Below are 25,550 nucleotides of genomic sequence, written 5' to 3'. Positions count from 1 at the left end.
CGGCCATGAGTCTTCGACGTGTCGCCGCGCTGCTTGGGGTGCTTTGCGTGCTCGCGGCCTACGTATTGGTGTCGCAACCGGCGGATGCGGCTTTGCTGTCACCCACGATCACCTCGGTCACGCCCTCACGGGTCGTCCCGGGGATCAACAACCAGACCCTGACGCTGCACGGCGACAACTTCTCGTCGAACTCGAAGGTCAGCTTCTCGCCCGACACCGGCATCGCACAGTCAGGGCCGCTGACGATCAGCGGTGACATGACAACGATCACGATGGCGGTCAACGTCACCGCCGATGCTCCCAACAGCGCGCGTGACGTCACGGTCACCGGCGGCCTGTTCAACACGCCCTCGACGTGTCAGAAATGTCTCACGGTGGGCCCGAACATCACCGCGGTGAGCGGTCCGATCGCGAATACCAACGAGTCCGCGCCCTTCACGATCACCGGCCATGCCTTCAAGGCGCCGGTCTCCGTCACCGTGTCGCGTTCGGGATACGGCTACAACGCCGCGGAGACCGACTCGATTCTCGCGACGACCGTCAGCGTTGCGGCCGACGGTACGTCGATCAACGCAACGGTGAACATGCTCGGGCGCGCCCCGGGCCGGTGGAAGGTGGCGATCTCGCAGGACAACGGCGGCACCGCGTCCTTCGGCGACGGGATCACCACCGGCATGCAGGTCACCGGCAGCAAGCCGACGCTGGCGAGCATCTCGCCGACGCGCATCGACCCCAACCAGACCAACGCCACGTTCTCGCTGACCGGCGCCGGCTTCGCCCGCGGGATGGTGGCGACGGTGTCGGGTTCGGGTGTGACGCAGAGCGCGGCGATCGCCCTCGGCGCACTCCCTGGCGGCAAGCTCGACCAGACCAAGGCAACGTTGAAGCTGTCGTCGACGGCGTCGCCGTCGAACGGTCCTCAGACGCTGGTGCTGCGCAACGCCGACGGCCAGTCGTCGACCAACACCGATGCGATCTGCGTCAACTGCAACCTGCCCACCGGCGGAACGCCGTCGATCAGCACCGTGTCGCCCCAGATCGTGGGGCAAGGCGCCACCAACCTCCAGATGACCGTCACCGGAACGAACTTCGCCGGTCCCGTCCCGACGGTCAGCTTCACACCGTCGACGGGTGTGAGCGCGACTGTCACGCGCGACTCCTCGACCCAGCTCACGCTCAGCCTGACGACGACCACCGCGGCCGTCGCCGGCAACTACGACCTCACGGTCACGAACCCGAACGGTGGTGGTTCGGCCACCAAGACCGCCGCCTTCGCCGTCCACACCGATTTCCGCGTCGTCAGCGTCACGCCACCGGGCCGGCCACAGAACTCGACGGGTGTCGTCGTGGTGAACGGCTCCGGATTCACCGGTACGCCCGGCGTCACCATCGCGTCGTCCAATAGCGACGTCACGGTGAGCAACGTGGTCGTCGATTCGCCGGCCAAGCTGCACTTCACGGCGACCGTCACCGCGAACGCCGATACGACGACGCACCGCGACGTCACCGTGACGCAGAGCGGCACCCCGCAGACGTGCACCGGCTGCTTCACCGTGGGCAAGAACCCGACGGTGGCGTCGATCGCTCCGACGGCCGCCACCGGCGGAGGACCCGCCACGGTCACGATCACGGGAACGAACATCGCCGATGGCGCCACCGCCTCGCTCGAGCAGACCGGCCAACCGCCGATTCCTATGACCGAAGCGCAGGTCAGCCCGCCGACCTCGATCTCGGGCACCTTCGACCTCACCAACGCCGCCCCGGGTCACTGGAGCGTGCGCGTGACCAACGCCGACGGTGGCACCGATGTGAAGACCGACGCGTTCACTGTCACGCAGGCCGCGCCGACGGTCACCGACGTGACCCCTGAAGGGCTGCCCCAGAAGGCGCAAACGACCATCACGCTCACCGGCACGGCGTTCTCGCCGGGCATGAAGGTGACGTTCCCGAACAGCGACGGGCTCACCGTCGACCAAGTCACGCGCAAGAGCAACACGTCCGCTGACGTCAAGGTCACGGCGTCGGACACGGCGGCCCTCGGCGCACGCGACATCACCGTCACCAACACCGACAACCAGTCGGGCACGTGCCAGTCCTGCGTCGTGGTCGTGCAGGGCCAGCAGTCGCCCTACTTCGGCGGTGGGGTTACGGCGTACCCGAACTTCAACGGCGGCGCGTTCGTCGCCGCCGGCAACCTCGACGGCGTGTCGAGCAACGGCGTCGAGTTCATCACCGGCGCCAACGCCGGCGGCGGCCCGCACGTGAAGCCCTACCGCGTCAACCCGGCGAACGGGAACATTCAAGAGCTGGGCGACGGCTTCATGGCCTACGACCCGCACTTCGGTGGGGGCGTGCACGTTGCCATCGGCAACATCGACGGCAACACCTCCAACGGCGAGGAGATCGTCACCGGCGCCGGTCCGGGTGGTGGCCCCCACGTGCGGATCTTCCACCTCAACAACGACCTGTCCGTCACCGAGCCCTACAACGGCTTCTTCGCCTACGACCCGGCCTTCGGCGGCGGCGTGTGGGTCGCCACCGCCGACGTGAACGGCGATGGCAAGGACGAGATCATTACCGGCGCGGGCGCCGGCGGCGGTCCGCACGTGCGAGTGTGGAAGCTGGCCGCTGACGGCAAGTCCTTCACCGAACTCGCCGGCTTCATGGCCTATGACCCGGCCTTCGGCGGCGGCGTTGCCGTCGCCGGCGGCAACTTCGTGGCCGAGGACCCGGAGAAGCCCGTGCTCGACGAAATCGCGACCGTTCCCGCGTCCGGTGGTGGCCCACACGTGCGCGTGTTCGCCGGCAACGGTGCGGTCAGGCGTGAGTTCATGGCGTTCGGCTCCTCGGACCCGCTGGGGTACCGCGTGGCCGCCGGCGACTTCGACTTCGACACCGTCGACGATCTCGCGATCTCGCAGGTGTCGTCGTCGTACGTCCTGATCGCGCAGCTTGTCGATCCGCCGCAGGAGTTCGCGGTGATGGCGCAGCCCCAGCCCCTAGGCGCCGCCCTCGCCATCGGGACGAACATGGCGGGCGCCGACGTCGACGGCGACGGTGACGACGACCTCATCGTGTCGCCGGACCACAACAGCGCGGTGACGATCCGCCTGACGCGCCCGCTGAGTTAAGGCGCGACCACGCGCGCGCCGTCCGACGGCGTGACAACCCGACCACCGAAAGTTTCGGCGAGCGCGGCGGCGGCGTCGGCAGCCACGAGCGCCACGACGCTGCCGCCGAAGCCGGCACCGGTCAGGCGGGCGCCGAAGACGCCGGCGCGCGACGACAACGCGTCGACCAGGCTGTCGAGATCGTGCGTCGACACTTCGGCGTCGCGCCGCAGCGAGCGGTGGCTCTCGAGCATCAACGCGCCGGCGGCGGGGGCGTCGCTCGCCGCGAAGGCGTCGGCCATAGCGCGCACCCGCGTGTTTTCGGTGATGACGTGGCGCGCCCGTCGGCGCAACAGGGCGTCGGGCAGAGCTTCGGCATCGGCGAGTGTGGCGTTGGCGACGCCGCCCATTGCCGCGACCGCCGCCTCGGCTTCGGCGCGTCGTTGCGCATAGGGGGTATCGCTCAGCTCGCGGTGGTGGCCGCTCGGAATCACGGCGATGGCGACACCGGAGGGCACCGGCACCGGGTCAGCCGTGAGGGCGGCGGCGTCGACGATGAGCGCGTGACCGGCGCGGCCGTGCACGATCGCCAATTGGTCGAGCGTGCCGCACGGGACGCCAGTCGCTTCTTGCTCGGCCGCCTGCGCCGCCAGGACGAGAGCGCGTTCGTCGCCGTTGAAACCGAACGCCAAGCACAGGGCGATAGTGCACGCCGCCGACGAGGACAGGCCGCTGCCGATCGGCAGCGTGGTGGTGAGGCGACCGGTCACGCCCGTCGCCGGGTGCAGCGCGCCGACGACGGCGTGCACGAGGCGGACCCACGTCGACGCGTTCGCGGCGACGCGGGCATCGCCGAGCGCGAAGCGGGCGTGCTCTGCGGTGGCATCCGATGTCAGGTCGACGACGTCGCCGGCGCGCGTGACGGTGGCGGTGACGGCCAATTCGATCGCGCACGGCAGCGCCAGGCCGCCGACGTAGTCGACGTGATCGCCGATCAGGTTCACGCGTCCCGGCGCGACGACGACCGTCATCGCTGCAAGGCCAGGCGCAGGCTCGCAGCAGCCTCTGGCGGGGGTATGGGGTTGAAGAAGACTTCGCTTCCGAGTTCGGCGGCGGCGACGAACCGTTCGACTCCGTGGCTGCGCCAGATCGGTGCCACGTGAATGTGTAGGTGCGCCTGGAGCCACGCGTCGCCGTCGTAGGGGCGCTGGTGGATCCACATCATCAACGGCGTTGCCGCCCCGAAATGCGCATCGAGCGCGCCGATGGCGCGGGGCAGCAGCGTCGCCAGCGCGTCGCGGCTAACGCCGTCGAGCGAGGGGATGTCGGCGATGTGGTCCCGCGGCGCCAGTAGCAACTCATAGGGCCACGTGGCCAGCGCCGGTACGGAGCACTGCCAGCCGCCGACACCGTCGACGAGCAGCCCGTCGGGCACGGGTTCGCACAGCACGCACTCGTGGACGTCGAGTTCGCGTTGGGCGGCCGGCGGCACGAAGTCGTAGGCGTAGACCTGCCCGTGCGGGTGGGCGATGGTGGCACCGACCTCGGCGCCGCGGTTCTCGAAAATCAGGACGTAGGCGACATCCCCGCGCCCGCCGAGTTCGATGGTGCGGTGGGCCCACAGATCGACGACGGCGCGTGCTTGTGGCGGTGACAACGACGCCATCGACGCGGTGTGGTCCGGCGTGTACAGCAAGACCTCGGCGCGATCGTTGGGCAGCGGCGGCCAGCGGTTCACGAACCAGTAGGTGTCGTAGGGCGCCGGCGCTTCGAGGCCACCCGGGCAGAACGGGCACCCGCCGACCGGGAGGTTCGGCCGCTCCTGGCGATGGCCGACGATGCGGACGTCGCGCCCCGTCAGTGGGTCGCGCTCGGCGTCGCTCAATTACGCGAGACCGACGAGTTGGGCGAAGCGTTCGAGGGCTTCGGGATCCCACGGGGCCCGCACCGCGATGTTCACCTGTTCGGCGCCCGCCTCCACGTACTCGCCGATGCGGTCGATGATTTCCTGGTCCGACCCCATGAGCACGCCGGGCCGCACGCCCATGCGCAGCAGCCCGAACTGCTTTTCGAAGTCCTCTTCGCTCTGTGAATAGCCGACGTTGATGGCGCAGCGAATTTCGGCGATGTCGCGTCCGACCGCCTCGCAGTGCTCGGCGAGCACGGCGCGCTTCGCCTTGAACTGCTCCGGCGAGATGAACGGCACGTTCCACCCGTCGGCGTACTGCGCCACGGTGCGCAGCGTCTTGCGCTCGCCACCGCCGCCGATCCACAACGGCAGGCGCGGGTTGACGGGTCGCGGGACGTTTTGCGCGTCGGTGAGGGTGAAGTGCTTGCCCGTGAACGTCGTCTTGTCGTCGCGCAGCAGTCCGCGGATACACGCCGCCGACTCGTCGAGGATCTGGAGACGCACCCCGGCCGACGGAAACTCCATGCCGTAGGCGTCGTATTCGACCTGGCTCCAGCCGGCGCCGAGGCCCATCGCGGCACGGCCATTCGAGATGTGATCGATCGTCGTGATCGACTTGGCCAGCACGGCCGGGTGGCGGTAGCCCGCGCAGTACACGAGGCAGCCGACGGTGACACGTGACGTCTCGGACGCCAGCGCGGCGTGCGCGGCCACTGCCTCGAGGCACGTCGGATCGCCGGTGAGATCGGCGGCGTAGAAGTGGTCCCACACCGAGATCCAGCCGTAACCGGCGGCCTCGATGCGGTGCCACAAGTCACGCAACTCGTCCATCGACGTGTGCTGCAGCCCGGTGTGCACCCCATAGATCGTCACGCCCGCAAGCTAGCGTCAGCGTTATGGCTTCGGGTCCTCTCAACGGCGTCCGCATCATCGAACTCGCAGGCATCGGGCCGGGCCCGTTTGCCGCGATGCTCCTCTCCGACATGGGTGCGGAGGTGATCCGCGTCGACCGCAGCAGCAACGTGAGCGGCGGCGATCCGGCGCGCCCGCCCTTCGACCCGCTGGCGCGGGGCCGCCGGTCGATCGGTGTGGACCTCAAGAACCCTGACGGGGTCGAGACGATCCTGCGCCTGGTGGAGAAGGCCGACGCCATCATCGAAGGCTTCCGCCCCGGCGTGACCGAGCGCCTCGGTCTCGGCCCCGACGACTGCTTCGCCCGCAACCCGAAGCTGGTCTACGGCCGCATGACGGGCTGGGGCCAGGACGGCCCGTACGCCCAGGCCGCGGGCCACGACATCAACTACATCTCGCTCGCCGGTGCGCTGCACCCGATCGGTAAGGCCGGCGGGCCGCCGGTACCGCCGCTCAATCTCGTGGGCGACTTCGGCGGCGGCGCCATGTTCCTCGCCTTCGGTGTCGTGTGCGCCATCCTCGAAGCCCGCAGCTCGGGCCAGGGGCAGGTCGTCGACGCGGCCATGGTCGACGGCGCGGCGCTGCTCACCAACATGTTCCACGGCATGAAGGCGATTGGCATGCACACGCCCGAGCGCGGCACGAACCTGCTCGACTCCGGCGCTCACTTCTACGACGCCTACGAGTGCGCCGACGGCGAGTACATCTCGATCGGCTCGATCGAGCCGCAGTTCTACGCCGAACTCCTGCGCCTCAGCGGCCTCGGCGAGGACCCGGAGATGGCGGCGCAGATGAACCGTCCCGAGTGGCCCAAGCTCAAGGACAGGGTCGCCGCCTGCTTCAAGCAGAAGACCCGCGCCGAGTGGTGCGAGATCATGGAGCACACCGACGTGTGCTTCGCCCCGGTGCTGTCGCTGTGGGAAGCGCCCGAACACCCCGCCAACAAGGCGCGCAACGTCTTCGTCGAAGTGGGCGGCATCGTCCAGGCCAACGCCGCACCGCGGTTCAGCCGCACCCCCTCAGCGGTGCAGGGTCCGCCGGCCCACGCCGGTCAGAACACCGACGAAGTGCTCGCCGACTACGGCTTCGCTGCCGACGAAATCACCAAACTCCACGAAACCGGAGCGGTTAAGTAGCCGCTTACAGGTGGGGGAGGAGTGACCGCGGCGCGGTTGTCGTCGTCGTGGCGGGTGGTTCCGTCGTGGGCGGGGTGTAGCTGTTGCCGTCGCCGGGGGCGGTGTGGCCGTCGTTCGGTTGGGGGGCTGACGAGTAGGCGCGCTGCGCGTTGACGAGCGTGCCCTTGACGACATAGCGCTGCTTCGCCGAGTGCTTCGGGTGGCAGCCGAAGATGGTGAACGTGGGCGTGTCGGTCTGATCGGCGATCCACGTCTCGTCGGCGTTCACGACGAAGTGGTCGGTCACTTGGTACGTGTAACGCCCGGTCGCGTTCTCGAAAATGACCTGGTCGCCGATCTGGATCAAGTCGATGTCGTAGAAGGGGTGATCGTGGGTCACGCGGTGCCCCGGAAAGACGGTGTTGCCGACGTCGCCCGGCATCGCCGTGCCTGGCCAGTGCGACGGGCCGTAGTCGATTACCGACAGGTCGATGCCTTCGTACGTCAGGTGGTTCAGGCCGATGCGCGGGATGATGATGCGACCCGTCGGTGTCGGCCCGCGGTAGCTGGCGACACGCGGCGCGCGCGCCGGCCGTTCGCCGGGCAGCACGCGCACGTGTTGCACCGCGCGGTTGGTGGCCGCGGTGGTCGGGACCGTCGCAGCTGTTGTCGTGGTGGTCGGCAGCGTCGTGCCCGGTGGCTTGATGGCGACGACGCGTTGCGCGTGGTCACCGCGCATGGCGAGCGTCGTCGCGGCGACGACGACCAGAACCGCACATAGGGCGAAGAAAACCCGACGCCCCCCAGCACTGCGAACCATCGGGGCAAGTCTAGGCTCGTCTTCCTCATGGCGACCCTCGTGTGCTTCCACGCCCACCCCGACGACGAGTCCATCGGCACCGGCGGAACGATCGCAAAGGCGGTCAAAGACGGACACCGCGTGGTCGTCGTCACGGCCACGCGCGGCGAACACGGCGAGTATCCCGAGGGGTTCCTGGCGCCGGGCGAATCCCTCGCCCAGCGGCGCGAGCAGGAGATGGCGGCGGCGGCCGAGGTGCTCGGCCTCGCCCGTCACGTGTTCCTCGACTACCGCGACTCCGGGATGATCGGGACTCCCGAGAACGACGCGCCGGAATCGTTCTGGCAAGCCGATCTCGAGGAGGCGGCCCGCCGCGTGGCCGGCATCCTCGAAGAGGAAAAGGCCGACGTGCTCACGGTCTACGACGAGAACGGCATCTACGGCCACCCGGATCACATCAAGGTGTGGCAGGTCGGCGTGCGCGCCGCCGAGATTGCCGGCACGCCGAAGGTCTACGAGACGACGGTGAACCGCACCGCGTGGCGGCGCCAGGCGCAGCAGATGGACAACCCACCGGAGGACGGCCCGCGCACCATCGAGTCGCCGCTCGGCGTCGAAGAGGAATTCATCACGACGGCCATCGACGTGCGCGACTTCGTCGAGGTCAAGAAGCGAGCGTTGCGGGCTCACGCCAGCCAGGTGACCGAGGACTCGTTCTTCCTCACGATGCCCGACGAAGTGTTCCGTGAGGGCTTCGGTCGTGAGTGGTTCATCCGGCGCGGCGCGCCGAGCGGCATTCACGAGTACGACCTGTTCGAAGGGCTCTAGACCGTGCCGCGCATAACCCTCGTCCGCCACGGCAAAGCCGCGGCCGGTTGGGAAGACACCGATCCGCCGCTCGACGGCACCGGGCGGGCGCAGGCCGAGGCCATGGCGGCCGCCATCGGTGGATCGGCGCGCCCGCTCTTCACCAGCCCGCTGCGTCGTACCCGCGAAACCGCGGCGGCGCTGGAGCGCCTTTGGGGCGTGCCGGCGGCGGTCGAGGCGCGCGTGGGCGAGGTGGTGGCGCCCGACGAGTTCGACGTCGCCACGCGCGTCAACTGGCTGCGTGGCTTTCTCGCCGGCACGTACACCGAGGCGGGCGACGCGTACTGCGCGTGGCGCGACGACGTGCTCGCCACCTTGCGCGCTTTGCCCGACGAGTCGGTGGTCGTGAGTCACTTCGTCGCCATCAACGTCGCCATCGGCAAGGCGTGGGGTGACGACCGCGTCGTGTGCCAAGCGGTCGACAACTGTTCGCGCACCACGGTCGACATCGACGCTGCCCGCGACGAGTGGCGCGTCGTCGAACTCGGCCACGCGGCGTCAACGGTCGTGAACTAGACACGACGCCGTGAATTCGCCGTCCTCCTGGGTGCACACGGGCTACGCCCAGCAGATCATCTTCGGCGTCGACAGCATCGATCGCGTCGCCGACACGCTCAAGAGCATCGGCCTGCGCCGCGTTCTCGTCGTCACGACGCAGGGCCGCATGATGAGCGACGTCGGCATCCGCTTTCATCGCGTGCTCGGCCGCACCGCCACCGCCATCTACGACGACGTGCAGAGTCACGTGCCGACCGAGACGGTCCACGAAGCGCTCGACATCGCCCGGCGCGAACGCGTCGACGGCATCGTGAGCTTCGGCGGTGGTTCGTGCGCCGACACCGGCAAAGCCGTCGCCTTCTTCGCCGAACAAGCTGAGGGCGTGCCGGGCACGAGCCACGTCGACCGCCCGGTGCTGCCGCACGTGTCGATCCCCACGACGTATTCGGGCGCTGAGCTCACGCCCTTCTTCGGCATGACCGACCACGCCACGCGCCAGAAGACCGGCGCCGGCGGGCCGACCACCGCGCCGGTCGTCGCCATCTACGACCCGAAGGCCACGCTTGACCTGCCACCCGACATCTCGGCCGAGACGGCCATGAACGCGCTGGCCCACGGGGTCGAAGCGGTGTACTCCCCGCGCTGCACGCCCGAGGCCGCCGCCATCGCCCTCGATTCGATCCGCCGGATCGCCGACGCGATTCCGCGCGTGGTCGACGACCCCGACGACCTCGACGCCCGGACCGACATGTTCGCCGGCGCCGCCCTCGCCGGCCGGTGCCTACAGAATTCGTCGATGGGCATTCACCACGCCCTGGCCCAGATGGTCGGCGGGCGCAGCGGCATCCCGCACGGCCGGGCCAACGCCGTGCTCCTCAGCAAGGTGGTCGCGTTCAACGAGTTGGCGGCGCCGGAGGCGATCCGCCGCATCGGCGAAGCGCTGGGCGACCCGGACGACGCCGCGGGCGCAATCGATCGCCTGCGGGCTCGCCTCGGGCTGCCCGACGGGCTGGCGGCGGCCGGTGTCAGCGACGACGACATCGCCGCGGTGGCCCAACTGGCGCCCCAGAACTTCCTGGTACAGAGCAACGTTCGGCCCGCGACCCCCGACGAGATCGAGGCTTTGTTAGCGTCTGCACGGTAGTGATGCGGATGTCCGCGCGCCGGCTGGGCGCGCTGCTCGGGGGAGGTTTGGCCGCGCTGGTGGTACTCACCGGCGTCGGCGGACAGTCGCCCGCCCGCGCCGACGACCCGCCGCCGACCACCGAGACGACCGCCGCGCCCACCACCCTTCCGCCGACGACGTCGCCGCCGAGTACGACCGCACCCACGACGTCGACGACGCGCCGCATCGGTTCCGATACGACCGTCGGCACGGTGCCGCCCGACACGCAGCCCGGTATCTCCGTGGACCAGCCGCCGGAGCCGTCGCAGCACACGACGACCACCCGCCGCGGCACGCACTCCACGACGACCACCGACTCCACCGGCACGACGACGCTCGTGGCCGGAGTGACGGAGACGACCGAGACGCTGCCCGACGACACCGCCGTCACCGATCCGCCCTCCACCGAGCCCGACGTCTCGCACGCCGCCCTGCCGGCGTCGCACCACGGCAGCAGTTCGACCGGCAAACTGCTGCTCCTCGTGCTCGGCGCCCTCGGTCTCGGCGGGGTCGCCCTCGTCGGCTTCGGGTCGACGCGCCGGCGCCGCATCGCCTACGACGGCCCCTTCCCGACGATGGTCCTGCCGCCGGTGCCAGTACTCGGTGACCTTGACGACGAGCCCGAGTACGAACCGGCCCCGGTCACGGATTGGGCGCCGCTGTGGGACTCCGAGGTCGCAGCTCCGGTCACGTCGACTGCGGCCGCCGAAGCGGCCGCGGCGGCGGAGTCGGCGCGGGCGCGGCGCAAGCGCGAGCGCCACGAGCGCTTCGTGGCCGAGCACGGCTTCGAGGCGGCCGTCGAGTCTGAACCACAGCCGCGCCCCTTCGCGGCGGACCCGTACGAAGACGTCGACCTCGCCTCGTCGACGCCGCTCGACCCCGGCCTGCCGGAAATGGGCATCGACCTGAGCGGTCCCGACCTTTAAGCTGCACACCACGTCACAAGAAAGGAGGCGCTGATGTCCCGGATTGCCATCACCACCGAAGCCACCGCTGCACCGCGCGCCTCCGCTCGTCACGCCTGACAGAGCCGGCGCCGGACGCGCTGCGTCCGCTCCTATCCCGCTCTCAAAGGACCCCTGCATTGCCTCGCATGCACCATGACGCGGCCCCCGACAAGGTCGCGTTCCGCAAGACCGCCAAGGACGACGAGTTCGTCTATCTCATCCGCCGCCCGAACCAGCGCTGGGACGACGACGTGCCCGACCCGGGCGCCACGTCGTATCCGGCGGCGACCCACGGGCCCGAACCGGTGCCCGACTGGGTGATCACCAGCGGTGACGCCCGCGACGAGGACCTCGGCGACCTGAAGTCGGGCAAAGAGGCCGACGTCGCCGTCGTCGAGCGCACGTTCGGCGACCAGCGCAATTTGCTCGCCGCCAAGCGCTACCGCGACACCGACCACCGCACGTTCCGCAACGACGCCGCCTACCGCATGGGCAAGGAGCCCCGCGACGGCCGCACGGCGCGGGCCATCAAGAAGCAGACGCACTTTGGCTCGGCCGCCCGCGCCGGCGTGTGGGCCCAGGCCGAGTTCGAGACCATGTGCCGCCTGTGGGACGCGGGCCTCCCCGTGCCGTATCCCGTCCAACTCTCGGGCACCGAGCTGATGCTCGAGTACCTCGGCGACGACGACGGCGCCGCACCCCGACTCGCCGAGTCGCGCCCCGATCGCGACCTGTTGCACCACCTGCGCGACCAGGCCGTCGCCATCCTGTGGGGCCTCGCCGGCGCAGGGATCGTCCACGGCGACCTCTCGGCCTACAACACGCTGGTGTGGGGCGAAACGCTCTACGTGATCGACCTGCCGCAGGCGGCCGAGCTGACCGATGTCACCCGCGCCGCGCAGTACAACGCCAACGCCCTCGACTTCCTCCAGCGGGACTGCCGCAACCTGCTCGGCTGGTTCGAGAAGAAGGGGGCCGAGGTGCCAGATCCCGACGCGTTGTTCGGCGAGTTGGTGGCCGCCGCGTTCTCACCGCGAGACGGCTAGCGGGCATACACTTTTGTCCATGAAGAAGATGTTGACGGTCGACGATCTCGCGCGCGACCAACGATTCGAGCGGATCCGCATCGAAGACGTCGTGTTCGACCCGCGCAACGGCAACGAGAGCCGTCCGGCGCTGGGCTTCGATCCGAAGGATCCCGAGGCACCCGACGGTGCCCGTCAGCTGATGCACAGCATCTTCGTCGGCGAGATCCAGGCGCTCGAGGGCGCCGGGCGCACCTGCTACGACTTCGAGGTCGGCAAGGAAGTGCCCTTCGAGTTGAAGCTCGACATGGCCCGCCAGTGCTGGGACGAGGCGCGGCACTGCGAGATCTCCATCAAGCTCGGTGAGCACATGGGCACCTACATCGGCGAGTTCGCCGAGCAGGTGCTGCTGTTCGAGGCGGCGTGCAACGCCGACCCCGTCCTGCGTCTCACCGGCGTCAACCGCGCCCTCGAGGGCCTCGCCATCGACGTGTTCAACACGATGCGCGAGTACGGCGGCGGCACCGACGATCCGGTCCTGTACTTCTGCGAAGACTGGATGCTCGCTGACGAGGTCACCCACGTGAAGATGGGCTCGGACTGGCTGCGCCGCATCACCGCCAACGACCCCGAGCGCCAGCAGCAGGCCCTCGACTTCCAGCGCACCGTCGACAAGCTGTTCAGCTTCGGCGGCTTCCGCGGCGAGGAAGAGGACGCACCGATTCATCTGGCGCGCAAGTTCCGCAACCTGGCGGGCTTCACCGACGACGAGATCACCGAACTCGTCGACGTCGCCGCCGAGGCTCGGGCCGAAGCGCAGGCGATGGCCGAAATGGCCCGCGCCGCGCAAGACAACAGCTAGTTGCTCGCGACGACCCTGCGCGACGTTCACGTCGCGTGGGCGTGGGTGACGATCACGTCCAACGGCCTCGCCGGACTCTGGGCCTTCGGCGCGCACCGCTGGCCGGGCCTGCGTACGCGCGCCCTGTGGTGGTTCACCGCATTCGCCGAGGTGGCCGTGTTCATCCAGGTCGGCCTCGGGGTGGGCCTCGTCAGCGGCCAGCACATCAACCCGCCCAAGTTCCACATGTTCTACGGGTTCGTGGCCATCATCACCGTCGGCCTCGCCTACAGCTACCGCCAGCAACTCCAGAAGGTCTACCTCTGGTACGGCGCCTTCGGCCTGTTCATCATGGGCCTCGGTATCCGCGCCGTCCTCGTCGGCACCGCCCGCTAGCGAAAGCCGGTGAGGTCCATCTGGGGGTAGCGGGCCTGGGTGGCGGCGAGGGTCTCGTCGTCCCAGTAGGGGTGGCCCGGCGGTGGGAACCCGAGCGCGCAGAGTTGGCGCGTCGACAGCTGCGAGAGCCACGCCGGGATGCGCGGGTCGATGCCACGGCGGGGCCAGGGGAGCGCGCCCACCCAGTCGGTGCCGCCGATGCGATACCCGAGGTTGAAGAAGAACCGACTGGCGCCCGGTTCGGTCATGTCGGTGCCCCGATGGACGGTGTCCGCGGAGTACGCCAGCACGGATCCGGCCGGTCCCTCGGCGGCGACTTCGTCGGCGTCCATGACGACGGCGCCCGAGCGGTCGAAGTACAGCTGCTCCTTGGGGATCTCGCCGGTGCGGGTGCGCGAGACGACGTGCGTCGCGCCGCGTTCCTCGGTCACATCGGAGAGGTAGACGAACAGCTGCACCTGGCGGAACGCGCCATCGCGGCGTGGCGGCAACAACGTGTGGTTCGTCTCGTCGATGTGCAGCGGTTGCTCGTAGCTCTCGACGCCGGTGAACTTGGCGAACGTCTCGGCTTGGTACAGCCGGATGTCGCTGGTGCCGAGCAACGCCTCGACGAGGTCGAGCACGCGGTCGTGCACGCACAGGTTGTCGAGCGCCGGTTCACCCAGCGGCGCCTCGCGCAGCCCGGTGAACTGCCCCGGCCGGAACAAGCGCTCGCCGGTCTTCGGCTCGCCAACCGGTGGCGGGGGATACGCCCGCGCCAGCGCCGGCTGCGCCGCGGCGAGGTCAGCGGCCGGGATGAGCGAGTCGACCAGCACCCAGCCGTGGGTGCGGAAGTGCTCGGCGGCGACGCTGAGGTCTAGAGGTTGACGACCGGGCACGTGAGGGTGCGGGTGATCCCGTCGATCAGCTGCACCTTGCTCACGACCATCTTGCCCAGATCGTTCATGTCGCCGGCCTGGGCTCGCACGATGACGTCGTAGGGGCCGGTGACATCTTCGGCCGAAACGACACCTTCGATCTTGCCGACCTCCGCGGCGACGTTCGCCGCCTTGCCGACTTCGGTTTGAATCAAGATGAACGCGCTGACGGACATGGCGCGAAAGTTACTCGGAAAGACGCTTCTCCAGGCCAGCCAGTTCGTCACGCAGCGCGTCAGGGATCCGATCGCCGAAGGTGGCGTAGTGCTCCTCGATCGACGGGATCTCGGCGCGCCACTCCTCGGTATCGACCGAAAGCAGTTCCGCCATGTCCTCGGCGGTCACGTCGACGCCGTCGACGTTGATGGCGCCGGGGGCCGGTACGTAGCCGATCGGCGTTTTGACGGCCTCGCCCTGACCGTTGACGCGGTCGAAGATCCACGCCAGCACCCGGCTGTTCTCGCCGTAGCCGGGCCAGAGGAACTTGCCGTCCGCGTTGCGGCGGAACCAGTTGACGTAGAAGATCTTCGGCAGCTTCGCCGGATCGGCGAGCGTCGTCATCTTCAGCCAGTGGGCGAAGTAGTCGGCCATGTTGTAGCCGCAGAACGGCAGCATGGCGAAGGGGTCACGCCGCAGGTTGCCGACGGCACCCGCCTGCGCCGCGGTCGTCTCCGAGGCCATGATCGAGCCGAGGAACACGCCGTGGTTCCACGAGAACGCTTCGTGGACGAGCGGCACCACGCTGGCGCGGCGGCCACCGAACAGCACGGCCGAGATCGGCACGCCGGCGGGGTCTTCCCACTCCGACGCGATCGTGGGGCACTGCGCAGCGGGGGCGGTGAAGCGCGAGTTCGGATGCGCCGCCTTGGTGCCCGATTCGGGTGTCCAGTCGTTGCCGAGCCAGTCGGTGAGGTGCGCCGGGGGCTCTTCGGTGAGGCCTTCCCACCACACGTCGCCGTCGTCGGTGGCGGCGGTGTTGGTGAAGATGCAGTTCTCGGTCAGCGTGGCGAGGGCGTTGGGGTTGGTGTCGGGGCCCGTGCCCGGAGCGACGCCGAAGAAGCCGGCCTCGGGGTTGATGGCGTAGAGCTGGCCGTCGCGGATCTTCATCCAGCAGATGTCGTCGCCGACGGTCTCGACGTTCCAGCCCGGCAGCGACGGCACGAGCATGGCGAGGTTCGTCTTGCCGCACGCCGAGGGGAAGGCAGCCGAGATGTACTTCACGACGCCTTCGGGGTTCGTCAGCTTGAGGATGAGCATGTGTTCGGCGAGCCAACCCTCGTCGCGCGCCATCACCGACGCGATGCGCAGGGCGAAGCACTTCTTGCCGAGGAGGGCGTTGCCGCCGTAGCCCGATCCGAACGACCAGATCTGGCGCGTCTCGGGGAAGTGGACGATGTACTTGTTGTCGGCGTTGCACGGCCACGCAACGTCCTCCTGGCCGGCCTCGAGCGGCGCACCGACCGAGTGGACGCAGGGCACGAACGGGCCGTCGCCCAGCGCGTCGAGGGCCGCCTGGCCCATGCGGGTCATGATGCGCATCGACACCGCCACGTAAGGCGAGTCGGTGAGCTCGACACCGATGTGGGCGATGGGCGAGCCGAGCGGCCCCATCGAGAAGGGCACGACGTACATCGTGCGGCCCTTCATGCAGCCGGCGAAGAGGCCGTTGAGCGTCGAGCGCATCTCAGCCGGGTCACGCCAGTTGTTGGAGGGGCCGGCGTCGGCCTCGTTCTCGGAACAGATGAACGTGCGGTCTTCGACGCGGGCGACGTCGCCCGGATCAGACAGCGCGAGGTAGCTGTTGGGGCGCTTGGCGTCGGAGAGCCGGGTGAAGGTGCCGGCGTTCACCAGCTCCTGGCACAGCCGGTCGTACTCCTCGGCCGACCCGTCGCACCATTCGATGCGGTCAGGCGTGGTGAGCGCGGCGATGTCGTTGACCCAGTTGAGCAGCGACGTGTTGGTGGAAAGGGGTGTGGCTCCCATGTCTGTCAGACCTCGACCTCGGTTGGTGCATCAGCATCAGGGTTGATACCCGGCGGGGGCGCCGGAGCGCCCATGTCGACTTCGGACCCCAGGCGCAGCTGGGTCGCGTGTCCCTCCCCATCCAGGTCGAATACGACCCGTTGGCCCGGGCGCAGCATGCGGAAGATCGAACCGGCGATTGCGTCGGCGGCGAGGTCGTAGTCGGTCCGGTCGGTGTCGGTGATGACCGTGCCCTGACCAGTGTCCGGGTCGTACGACTTGATGACGCCTTGCAACTCCGTCGCCTCCTGACTGAACCCCTCGGGCGCAGTGCCTACGCTCGGCGGTAACTAGCTCACCCAAACTACCGGAGGCACCCGCTGAGCGACGAACCAGCGCAGGGCGAATTCGCCGTATTGGCGCGCCTCGCGCAGCGGTTTCCGGCGGTCGGCGACGACGCCGCCGTCTTGCCGGGCGGGCTGCTGGCGTCGACCGACACGCTCGTCGAGGGCGTCGACTGGCGCCCCGAGTGGAGCAGCGCCGGCGACGTCGGCTGGAAGGCGATCATGGTCAACGCGTCGGACATCGCCGCGATGGGCGGTCGGTCGACGGCGTTCCTGGTTTCCTTGGTCGTGGCGGCCGGTTTCGACGTCGAAGGCTTCTTCGACGGGGTGCAGGAGGCGTGCGACGTCGTGGGCGCGCCGGTGGTCGGCGGCGACCTGTCGGGCGGTCCGGTCACCGTGGTGACCGTCACGGTGCTCGGTCACACCGACCAGCCGATCCTGCGTTCGGGCGCACGCGTCGGCGACGGCGTGTACGTGAGCGGCGAGGTTGGTGCGGCGGCGCGGGACCTGCGTGCCGGCGGGCATGGTTTGGCACACCGCCGCCCGTCGGCCTACCTCGGCCTGAGGCCCGAAGGCGCGACGGCGCTGATCGACGTGTCCGACGGGTTGATCACCGACTGCGGCCGCATCGCCGCCGCGTCCGGTGTGTGCCTGGCCCTCGACGACGTGCCGGTCGCGGACGGCGCCAGTCTCGACGACGCCCTGCACGGCGGCGAGGACTTCGTACTCGTGGCGTGTTCGCCGGTGCCGATCGAGGGATGGACGCGTATCGGTGCGGTCGTCCCCGGCTCTGGCGTCACGTTGCACGGCGACGCGATCGCCGGCCGCGGTTGGGAGCATCAACTGTGAGGGTCGCGATGACGATCGCCGGCGTCGACTCGTCGGGTGGTGCCGGTGTGACCGCCGATCTCGCCGCGTTCGCGGCGCAGGGCGTGTGGGGCGCGTGCGCCGTCACGGCCGTCACGGCGCAGAACACAATCGGCGTCGACGCCGTCGAGCTCGTTTCCGTCGACATCGTCCTCGCCCAGATCGAGGCCGTGTGTTCGGACCTGATGATCGGCGCGATCAAGACCGGCATGCTCGGTTCGCTCGAGATGATGCAGGCGATCGCCCCGGCGTTGCCCGTCGGCGTCCCCGTTGTCGTCGATCCGGTGCTGGTGGCCACGACCGGAGCGTCGCTGTTCGACGGCGAGGCGGACTACGGCGCGTTGCTGGCCCGGGCCGCGCTCGTCACACCGAATGCCCACGAGGCGCGGGCGCTCACGGGGATCGAGGTCGTCGACGACGATTCGATGGTGCGCGCCGCCCGGGCGCTGCTTGAGATGGGCGTCGGCGCCGCGCTGGTCAAGGGCGGCCACGTCGGCGACGGGCCGGCGCGCGACTGCGTGCTGGTGCAGGGCCAGCCCGGGCCGGTGTGGCTGGAGTCACCGCGCGTTGTCGCCGACGAAACCCACGGGACGGGCTGCGTGCTGAGCGCCTCGATCGCCGCGGGCATCGCCCTCGGCGACGACATCGTGTCGGCCTGCCGCCGCGGCAAAGCCGCCGTCACGGCGGCGATTCAGCACCGGGTGCGAATCGGCGGCGGCGTCCCCGCCGCCCACCCCCACCGCTTTTGGTGATGCTGAGGCAGGGTCTTTCTGCTTCACCATCGCCAATTCGCTCTTGACAGCAGCGGACGCAGCGCGGCACCGTCGAAGTTCTCTTCCCTTCGATCTCGGATTGAAGGGAGCGCGGCCGTGCATCGGTTCGACGAGGCAATGGCGGCGGTGGCCGCGCGGCAACATTCGGTGATCACACTGGCCGACGTGCGAGCCGCTGGCGGCAAGTTGCACCACGTTGAGGCTCGCGTCGCCGCCGGCCGCTGGATTCGCGTACACCAGTGCGTGTACCGACTCGCCGGCTCTCCTTGGACCTACGAGGGGCGCGTACTCGCTGCGATCAAAGCGGCCGGCGAAGGTGCCGCCGCTTCGTTCTTCTGCGCGGCGAGACTGCTCGGCCTGGGCTTCCCGACGGCGAGCGTCGAAATCACGATTCCACGCGATACGCATTTTCGGCCTACTGACGTCATCGTGCACACGAGCCGCGATCTCCACAAGTGCAGGATCGTCGTCGTCGACGGAATACCGGTGACCGACGCCGCCCGGACGCTGCTCGACATCGGGAGCAAGCTGAAGTCGTCGATCGCACGCCGCGATGCCGTCAACCGCGCGCGCCGCCAGGGACTCGTCGACTGGCAGGACCTGCTGGTGTGCCTCGCCGTCCACGCGCGCCGGGGGCGGCGCGGCATCCGCCGCCTGCGCGAACTCGTCGCCGCGGGCATGGAGCGCGACGCGATCACCGAGACCGACAGCGAACTCATCGCGTACACGGTGCTGCGCGAGGCGGGCTTTGACGATGTGGTGACGCACCACATCATTCGTGACGAGCGCGGCGAGATCGTCGCCGACATGGACCTCGCCGATGTAGCGAGGAAGACGAACATCGAAATCGACGGCGATGTGCACCTCGACCCGGATGTCAGCCAAAGCGACGAAGCCCGCGACTTCGTCCTGCGCCGGTACTACGGCTGGACGGTCCGACGGGTCTGGTGGGAAATCCCGGTCTACAAGCCCCGCAAGTTCCTCGAGATCGTTCGCGAAACGCTCGGCCTCAACGGTTCTGGTGATGCTGAATGAGAAAGACCCGGCCTGAGCATCACCAAAAGCGAGGGAAGACGGCTTGTTAGCCGGCCGAGCGCACCTTGACGGGGGGCTTGGTGACCTTCCCCGACTTGATGCAGCCCGTGCAGACGTTCAGGCGCGTCGGCGAGCCGTTGACGAGCGCTCGGATGCGCTGAATGTTCGGATTCCAGCGACGGTTCGTCCGACGGTGCGAGTGCGACACGGACTTACCGAAGTTCGGGTGCTTCCCGCAGACTTCGCATACGGCTGCCATAGGGGGGTCAACGCTAGCAGGCCACTACATTGCGAGCCAATGCCGGTTCTGACCCGCCTGACGTCGAACGACCTCGTCGAGGTCATGCGCGCCTTTCGCGATGCGCTGCGGGAGCACCGCGAACGGGTCAATCGGCTCAACGTGTACCCGGTGCCCGACGGCGACACCGGGACGAACATGTCCCTCACCCTCGATTCGGTGTGCCAGGACCTCGCGGAGGTCGACGGCGACGACATGGCCGCGGTGTGCCAGGCGATCAGCCACGGCGCGCTCATGGGCGCGCGCGGCAATTCGGGCGTGATCCTGTCCCAGGTGTTGCGCGCCCTCGCCGACGGCTGCAAGGCGGCGCCGCCCGACGGCGCCGGGGGCCTCGAGTTCGCCCGCGCCATGACGGGTGCCGCCGAAGCCGCGTACGGCGCCGTGATGCGGCCCGTCGAGGGCACGATCCTCACCGTGTGCCGGGCGGCCGCCGAAGCGTCGGCGACCCGCGCCGGCGAGGGCGGCGACCTGCTCGCGGCGGTCGAAGCGGCCAAGGACGGCGGCGACGTGGCGCTCGCCAACACACCCGAGTTGCTGCCCGTCCTCAAACAGGCGGGCGTGGTCGACGCCGGCGGCGCCGGGCTCCTCCTGCTGTTCGACGCCGCCCTCCATGTCGTCGACGGTCGCCCGCTGCCCGAAGCGCCCGAAGACCTCGGCGACGCGCCCGCCTTCGACGCCGCCGAGCTCGCCGACCTCCACGGTGACGACCACGGCGTGGGCGACCTGCGCTACGAGGTCATGTACTTCCTCGAAGCCGACGACGCCACGATCCCGGCGTTCAAGGACGTGTGGGCCGGCATCGGCGATTCCATCGTCGTCGTGGGCGGCGGCGGCATCTGGAACTGCCACATCCACACCGACAACATCGGCGCCGCCATCGAAGCGGCCCTCGACGCCGGCCGCCCCAAGAACATCCGCGTCACCGACCTGATGGAGCAGGTCGAAGAGGAGCGCTGGGTGCGCGAGGCGGAGCCCGAAGAGGAAGGCGATCAGACGCCGGTGCCGACGGCCGTCGTCGCCGTGGCCACCGGCGAAGGCATCCGTCGCATCTTCCGCAGCCTCGGTGTGCAGCAGATCGTCGCCGGCGGCCAGTCGATGAACCCCTCGACCGCCCAGATCCTCGAAGCGGTCGAAGCCGCGCCGGCCGACGCCGTCATCGTGTTGCCGAACAACAAGAACATCATCGCGGTGGCCGAGCAGGTGCAGGACCTGACCGACAAGACCGTGCGCGTGGTGAAGACCGTCGGCGTGGCCGAAGGCTTCGCCGCCCTCATGGAGTACGACCCCGAAGCCAGCGCCGACGAGAACGCCCAGGCGATGACGAGTTGTGCCGACCGCGTGATCTCGGGTGAGGTGACCCGCGCCGTGCGCGACAGCGAGGCCGACGCCGGCACGATCGCCGAAGGCGACTACCTCGGCATCAGCCGCGACGGCATCGCGGTGATCGCTTCGACGCTCGACGACGCGGTATGCGGCCTCGTGGACAAGCTCGCCACCGACGACCACGAGATCATCACGCTGATCGAAGGCGAGGGCGCCACCGCCGGCAGCACCCGCCGGCTCACCGAGTGGATCACCGAGCACCGCCCCAAGGCGACGGTCGAGGTCCACCATGGCGGCCAGCCGCTGTATCCCTACTTACTCTCTATCGAGTGAGCACCAGCCTGCGCCGGTTGCAGGAGATCGACGTCCGCCAGCTCAACGGCGTCGGTGACAAGAAGCGCGAGTCGTTGCAGATCCTCGAGATCGAAAACGTGCTCGACCTGCTGACGCACTACCCGCGCCGCTACATCGACCGCACCCAGCAGTCGTCGATCCGCGACCTGAAGCTCGACGAAGAGTCGATGGTGCTCGCCACCGTCAAGCGGGTGCAGAGCCGGCGCACCCGCAACGGCAAGTCGCTGGTCGAAGTCGACGTGTTCGACGGATCGAGCTACCTGTCGCTGTCGTTCTTCAACCAGCCGTGGCGGGCCAAGCAACTGGCGGCGGGCACCGAGGCGGTGTTCTTCGGCAAGGTCACGGCGTACCGCGGCAAGCGCCAGATGGCGAATCCGGTGGTCGACCTGATCGGTAACAAGACCGGCAAGATCATTCCCGTCTATCCGCAGTCGGAGAAGGCGCAGCTGACGACGTGGGAGCTCGGCGAATACGTTGCCGAAGCGCTGCGGCGCGGCGGCGACCTCGCCGACCCGTTGCCCGAAGCGATGCGCGATCGGCTCGACCTCGTCGACCGCACGTGGGCCATGCACGCCATCCACGCGCCCGAGTCGATGGCCGCGGCGCAAGCGGCGCGCAAACGCCTGGCCTTCGACGAGTTGCTGCGGCTCCAGTGTGTGCTCGTGGCGCGCAAGCGCAGGTACGAGGCCGAGGCCAAGGGCGTGCAGCACGTGGTCGACTCCGAATTGGTGCGCCAGTTCGTCAAGTCGCTGCCGTTCCCGCTGACCGGCGCCCAGCAGCGCGTCATCGACAAGATCAACCGCTTCCTCGCCAGCCCGCACCCGATGCACCTCCTTCTGCAGGGCGACGTCGGGTCGGGCAAGACGGTCGTAGCCGTCACGGCGCTGTTGACGGCCGTGGCCGGCGGCTATCAGGGTGCGTTGATGGCGCCGACCGAAGTGCTCGCCGAGCAGCACGCCCTCGGCGTGCGCGCCCTGCTGCGTGACCTCGAAGTGCCGTCAGAGGAAGGCACGCTCTTCTCCAGCCGGCCACTGCGCGTCGAACTGCTCACCGGACGCTCGACGGCCAAGGAGCGACGCGAGATCGTCGCCGGGCTCGAGTCGGGCGCCGTCGACATCGTCATCGGGACGCACGCGCTGATCACCGAGGGCGTGGCCTTCCGCGAGTTGGGCGTTGCGGTGATCGACGAGCAGCACCGCTTCGGCGTCGAGCAGCGCGCCGCGCTGCGGGGCAAGGGCAGCGATCCCGACGTGCTCGTCATGACGGCCACGCCGATCCCGCGCACCGCCGCGATGACCGTCTACGGCGACCTCGACGTCGCCGTGCTCGACGAGTTGCCGCCGGGACGCACGCCGATCGTGACCACGTGGGCGCGCGGCGAGTTGGAAGAGACCGCGGCGTGGAAGGCGGTGCGTGACGAGGTGGCGGCGGGCCGGCAGGCCTACGTCGTGTGCCCGCTCATCGAAGGCTCCGAGAAGATCCAGGCGGCCTCCGCCATCGAGACCTACGACGAGCTGGCGGCGGGGGAGTTGCACGGCCTGCGGCTGGCGCTGTTGCACGGCCAGGTCCCGGCCAAGGAACGCGAGGCGACAATGGCGTCGTTCCGCGCCGGCGACATCGACGTGCTGGTGGCCACGACCGTGATCGAAGTCGGCGTCGACGTGCCCAACGCGACCGTGATGGTCATCGTCAACGCCGACCGGTTCGGCCTCGCCCAGCTGCACCAGTTGCGCGGCCGCGTCGGGCGTGGCGCGGCGGCGTCGCGCTGCTACCTGCTGGGCGAGACGACGACGCCCGACGGAGAGGAGCGCCTGGCGGCCATGGTGCGCACCACCGACGGCTTCGAACTCGCCGAGGTCGACCTCGAGATCCGCGGCGAGGGCACGGTGCTCGGCACGCGCCAGAAGGGCCGCAACGACCTGAAGCTGGCCTCGCTGCGCCGCGACGTGAAGCTGGTCGAAGCGGCGCGCGAGGTGGCGTTCGAACTCGTCGACCCGGTGCGGGGTTTGCAGGATCACCCGATTCTGGAAGACGAGGTGCGATTGTTGATCGACGACGAAGAGGCCGAGTTCCTCTTCAAGAGTTGACGCCATGCTGCCTGCCAACCGCGATGACCGAACCGTCTATGTGCAACGCATCGTCGACGCGGACCAGGACGCACTCAACGACGCGCTGACTGACTTCGCCGTCGAGCACGGCCTCGAGGTCGACCGTTCGCACGAGGGTGACGGCGTGTTGTTCCGGGCGGCGCGTGACGCGCCCGAAAACGCCATGTTCCGCGGCAAGGACACGCTGCTCGTCACCTTCGCCCCCGCAGGCAGCGCCGTCGACGTGTGCCTGGCCGCCGACATGGCCGGCCTCGAGGAGCGAGGTGACGCCTGGAAGCGCGGCCGGCTCGTGCGAGGCTCGTTGTTCGCCGCCATCCTCGTCGCGGCGGGAGTTGGCGGCATGGCCCACGTGAGCATCGGCGACTTCATCCCCATCGGGCTCGGTGGGCTCGTGATGTCGCGCACGCTGCAGCGTGTCCGCGGCGAGGCCGACTCCCGTGAGGCCTTGCAGCGCGACGTCGCCAACGCGTTGCATCGCGTGCTCGACGACGCCGAGATGGGCTGACTACACGCCTTTGACGGCGGCGGCGAAGTCCGCCAGCGCCTGTACGGCGAGTTCGAGCAGGTTGGTCTGGCCGAAGAAGGCATGGAACACGCCGTCGACGCGGATGGCCGTCGTCGGCACGCCGGCGGCTTCGAGCTTGGCGGCGTAGGCCTCGCCCTCGTCGCGCAGCGGGTCGTGGCTCGTGGTCATCACCCACGCCGGGCAGACGCCGGCGACGTCCGCGTAATACGGCGACGCCGCCGGGTCGGTCCACGCACTCTGCGGGGCGTCGCCGAAGTACGTGGCGCGGAACCACTCCATGGTTTGCTTGGTGAGGAAGTTGCCGGTGCCGTTCGACTCCATCGACGCGAAGGTGCCCGCCCAGTCCGTCACCGGGTAGAGCAACATCTGCAGTGCGATCGCCGGGCCGCCGTTGTCGCGGGCGCGCAGGGCCACGAGCGCTGCGAGGTTCCCGCCGGCGGAGTCGCCGGCGACGATCAGGCGATGCGCGCTGCCGCCCACCTCGGCGGCGTTGGCCGCCACCCACTGCACCGCCACCCACGCGTCGTCGGCGGCGGCGGGGTAGGGGTGCTCGGGGGCGAGGCGGTAGTCGACGTTGACCACGACCGCGCCGGTGGCGTCCGAGATGAGGCGGCACACCCCGTCGTAGTCGTTCATCGAACCCACGACCATGCCGCCGCCATGGAAGAACACGATGATCGGCGCGTCGTCGTTCTCGGTCGGCCGGTAGACGCGTGCCGGGATGCGGTGACCCTCGGCCGGGATGGCGACGTCGCGCACCTCGCTGATCTCGGGCCCTGGGCCGTTGAGCGCCCACCAGCCCGTGTAGCCCGCCCGGCTCGACTCCACCGACATCTCGGCCGGGCCGCTCTGCGCGGCGGCGCCGGCGTTGATCATGTCGATGATCGTCTGGGCCTGCGGGTGGTAGGCGATCTCAGACATTGATGACTCCTCTCGTGGCGCGGGCGCGCAATTCGGATAGCCAGCGCTCGGTGTGACGGCGGCTGGTCAGGCGGGCGACGCGCACGTGGTCGGCGTGCTTGGACAGTGCGGCTTCGACCAACGGCTTCGTCACGCGGTCGTAGGTCCACACCCACGAGGTGTAGGCGCGGTCGAGGCGGTTGCGGCAGCCGGGCGCCAGATCGGGCCGGCGGCGTCCGGTCCGGTGCAGCAGCCGACTGGCGACTCCCCGCACCGCGATCCAGCGTGAGTAGTCGAGCACGATGGCGCCGTCGGCCCGCGCCAGCCGGTGGTCGATCGTGTCGACGTGGGTGCCGTCCACGATCCAGCCGTCGGCGGCGAGCAGCTCGTCGAGCTTGGCCCGCCATTCGTCGGGTTCGGGCCGGACCCAGCCGGGTTTCCAGAACTCCCGGTCGAGGTGAATGAGCGGCAGTCCGGTGATCGACGCCAGCTCGCGCGACAGCACGCTTTTTCCCGCGCCCCCGGGTCCCAGCACCAACACGCGTTGCACAGCGTGAAC

Annotated in this window: 26 protein-coding genes; 15 read left to right on the top strand and 11 right to left on the bottom strand. The window is 69.3% G+C overall.

The genetic code is table 11. The features are described from left to right. Positions 1–5 precede the first annotated feature (5 nt). Positions 6–3,131 carry a hypothetical protein gene (locus tag VHC63_17900; protein HVV38489.1) on the top strand — a complete coding sequence of 1,042 codons (3,126 nt, stop codon included), beginning with the start codon at positions 6–8 and terminating at the stop codon, positions 3,129–3,131. On the opposite strand, the gene VHC63_17895 is transcribed toward VHC63_17900, so the two are convergent. From VHC63_17895 to VHC63_17885, 3 genes are read right to left on the bottom strand one after another with little or no spacing between them, the layout of a single operon-like run. Further along, complete coding sequence (locus VHC63_17895; protein HVV38488.1) at positions 3,128–4,141, bottom strand: galactokinase family protein; 1,014 nt, start codon at positions 4,139–4,141, stop codon at positions 3,128–3,130. The two genes, VHC63_17900 and VHC63_17895, sit on opposite strands and share 4 nt — an antisense overlap. After that, a complete protein-coding gene (locus tag VHC63_17890) occupies positions 4,138–4,995 on the bottom strand; it encodes a hypothetical protein (protein ID HVV38487.1) in 858 nt (285 codons plus the stop codon). Before VHC63_17890 ends, VHC63_17895 begins: the two co-directional genes overlap by 4 nt. Further along, positions 4,996–5,892 carry a TIGR03560 family F420-dependent LLM class oxidoreductase gene (locus tag VHC63_17885; GenBank protein ID HVV38486.1) on the bottom strand — a complete coding sequence of 299 codons (897 nt, stop codon included), beginning with the start codon at positions 5,890–5,892 and terminating at the stop codon, positions 4,996–4,998. Positions 5,893–5,915: 23 nt separating this feature from the next. On the opposite strand from VHC63_17885, the gene VHC63_17880 reads away from it, so the two are divergent. Next, a complete protein-coding gene (locus VHC63_17880) occupies positions 5,916–7,067 on the top strand; it encodes a CaiB/BaiF CoA-transferase family protein (GenBank protein ID HVV38485.1) in 1,152 nt (383 codons plus the stop codon). A gap of 4 nt (positions 7,068–7,071) precedes the next feature. On the opposite strand, the gene VHC63_17875 is transcribed toward VHC63_17880, so the two are convergent. Further along, complete coding sequence (locus VHC63_17875; GenBank protein HVV38484.1) at positions 7,072–7,866, bottom strand: class E sortase; 795 nt, start codon at positions 7,864–7,866, stop codon at positions 7,072–7,074. Positions 7,867–7,893: 27 nt separating this feature from the next. Between VHC63_17875 and VHC63_17870 the strand changes: the two genes are divergently transcribed. The 7 genes from VHC63_17870 (at position 7,894) to VHC63_17840 (ending at position 13,584) form a co-directional block, all read left to right on the top strand. After that, positions 7,894–8,673, top strand: coding sequence for a PIG-L family deacetylase (locus VHC63_17870; protein ID HVV38483.1), 780 nt, complete (start codon positions 7,894–7,896; stop codon positions 8,671–8,673). Between the two features lie 3 nt (positions 8,674–8,676). Beyond that, positions 8,677–9,228 carry a histidine phosphatase family protein gene (locus VHC63_17865; protein HVV38482.1) on the top strand — a complete coding sequence of 184 codons (552 nt, stop codon included), beginning with the start codon at positions 8,677–8,679 and terminating at the stop codon, positions 9,226–9,228. Positions 9,229–9,238: 10 nt separating this feature from the next. Continuing rightward, positions 9,239–10,354 (top strand): iron-containing alcohol dehydrogenase, encoded by a 1,116-nt coding sequence (locus VHC63_17860; protein HVV38481.1) that lies wholly within the window; start codon positions 9,239–9,241, stop codon positions 10,352–10,354. Next, complete coding sequence (locus tag VHC63_17855; GenBank protein ID HVV38480.1) at positions 10,354–11,301, top strand: hypothetical protein; 948 nt, start codon at positions 10,354–10,356, stop codon at positions 11,299–11,301. Before VHC63_17860 ends, VHC63_17855 begins: the two co-directional genes overlap by 1 nt. Before the next feature lie 167 nt (positions 11,302–11,468). Further along, a complete protein-coding gene (locus VHC63_17850; protein HVV38479.1) occupies positions 11,469–12,368 on the top strand; it encodes an RIO1 family regulatory kinase/ATPase in 900 nt (299 codons plus the stop codon). Between the two features lie 19 nt (positions 12,369–12,387). Beyond that, complete coding sequence (locus VHC63_17845) at positions 12,388–13,209, top strand: DUF455 family protein (protein HVV38478.1); 822 nt, start codon at positions 12,388–12,390, stop codon at positions 13,207–13,209. Further along, on the top strand, positions 13,210–13,584 hold the full coding sequence (locus tag VHC63_17840) for a hypothetical protein (GenBank protein HVV38477.1): 375 nt from the start codon (positions 13,210–13,212) through the stop codon (positions 13,582–13,584). Here the strand turns inward: VHC63_17840 and VHC63_17835 are convergent. From VHC63_17835 to VHC63_17820, 4 genes are read right to left on the bottom strand one after another with little or no spacing between them, the layout of a single operon-like run. After that, on the bottom strand, positions 13,581–14,462 hold the full coding sequence (locus VHC63_17835) for a phytanoyl-CoA dioxygenase family protein (protein ID HVV38476.1): 882 nt from the start codon (positions 14,460–14,462) through the stop codon (positions 13,581–13,583). The genes VHC63_17840 and VHC63_17835 overlap by 4 nt on opposite strands. Further along, positions 14,441–14,677, bottom strand: coding sequence for an Lrp/AsnC ligand binding domain-containing protein (locus VHC63_17830; GenBank protein ID HVV38475.1), 237 nt, complete (start codon positions 14,675–14,677; stop codon positions 14,441–14,443). Before VHC63_17830 ends, VHC63_17835 begins: the two co-directional genes overlap by 22 nt. A gap of 10 nt (positions 14,678–14,687) precedes the next feature. Next, the gene (locus tag VHC63_17825) at positions 14,688–16,484 is read right to left on the bottom strand and encodes a phosphoenolpyruvate carboxykinase (GTP) (GenBank protein ID HVV38474.1); all 1,797 of its coding nucleotides are present in this window, start codon (positions 16,482–16,484) and stop codon (positions 14,688–14,690) included. A gap of 5 nt (positions 16,485–16,489) precedes the next feature. After that, complete coding sequence (locus tag VHC63_17820; protein ID HVV38473.1) at positions 16,490–16,759, bottom strand: hypothetical protein; 270 nt, start codon at positions 16,757–16,759, stop codon at positions 16,490–16,492. 120 nt (positions 16,760–16,879) lie between these two features. Here VHC63_17820 and VHC63_17815 point away from each other — a divergent pair, with 120 nt between their 5' ends. From VHC63_17815 to VHC63_17805, 3 genes are all read left to right on the top strand, one after another. Further along, complete coding sequence (locus VHC63_17815; protein HVV38472.1) at positions 16,880–17,656, top strand: AIR synthase related protein; 777 nt, start codon at positions 16,880–16,882, stop codon at positions 17,654–17,656. After that, positions 17,653–18,426 (top strand): bifunctional hydroxymethylpyrimidine kinase/phosphomethylpyrimidine kinase, encoded by a 774-nt coding sequence (gene thiD / locus VHC63_17810; protein ID HVV38471.1) that lies wholly within the window; start codon positions 17,653–17,655, stop codon positions 18,424–18,426. The genes VHC63_17815 and thiD overlap by 4 nt, the downstream gene beginning before the upstream one ends. A gap of 117 nt (positions 18,427–18,543) precedes the next feature. Continuing rightward, entirely contained in the window at positions 18,544–19,482 is a 939-nt protein-coding gene (locus tag VHC63_17805) for a hypothetical protein (GenBank protein ID HVV38470.1), read from the top strand. A 46-nt stretch (positions 19,483–19,528) separates the two neighbouring features. Here VHC63_17805 and rpmB read toward each other — a convergent pair whose 3' ends face one another. Next, entirely contained in the window at positions 19,529–19,741 is a 213-nt protein-coding gene (gene rpmB / locus VHC63_17800; protein ID HVV38469.1) for a 50S ribosomal protein L28, read from the bottom strand. A 39-nt stretch (positions 19,742–19,780) separates the two neighbouring features. Here rpmB and VHC63_17795 point away from each other — a divergent pair, with 39 nt between their 5' ends. The 3 genes from VHC63_17795 to VHC63_17785 are packed head-to-tail and all read left to right on the top strand — an operon-like array spanning position 19,781 to position 24,070. Then, entirely contained in the window at positions 19,781–21,436 is a 1,656-nt protein-coding gene (locus tag VHC63_17795) for a DAK2 domain-containing protein (GenBank protein HVV38468.1), read from the top strand. Further along, positions 21,433–23,544 carry an ATP-dependent DNA helicase RecG gene (recG, locus tag VHC63_17790; GenBank protein ID HVV38467.1) on the top strand — a complete coding sequence of 704 codons (2,112 nt, stop codon included), beginning with the start codon at positions 21,433–21,435 and terminating at the stop codon, positions 23,542–23,544. Before VHC63_17795 ends, recG begins: the two co-directional genes overlap by 4 nt. 4 nt (positions 23,545–23,548) lie before the next feature. After that, positions 23,549–24,070, top strand: a complete 522-nt coding sequence (locus tag VHC63_17785) for a hypothetical protein (protein ID HVV38466.1) — start codon at positions 23,549–23,551, stop codon at positions 24,068–24,070. Here VHC63_17785 and VHC63_17780 read toward each other — a convergent pair whose 3' ends face one another. Next, complete coding sequence (locus tag VHC63_17780) at positions 24,071–25,012, bottom strand: alpha/beta hydrolase (protein ID HVV38465.1); 942 nt, start codon at positions 25,010–25,012, stop codon at positions 24,071–24,073. After that, entirely contained in the window at positions 25,005–25,541 is a 537-nt protein-coding gene (locus VHC63_17775) for a hypothetical protein (protein ID HVV38464.1), read from the bottom strand. Before VHC63_17775 ends, VHC63_17780 begins: the two co-directional genes overlap by 8 nt. Positions 25,542–25,550 lie beyond the last annotated feature (9 nt).

The organism is Acidimicrobiales bacterium (assembly GCA_035546775.1).
In the GTDB taxonomy this organism is placed as follows: domain Bacteria; phylum Actinomycetota; class Acidimicrobiia; order Acidimicrobiales; family JACCXE01; genus JACCXE01.
Note: the sequence above shows the minus strand (reverse complement) of the source record. Positions and strands in the feature narration are given on the sequence as shown.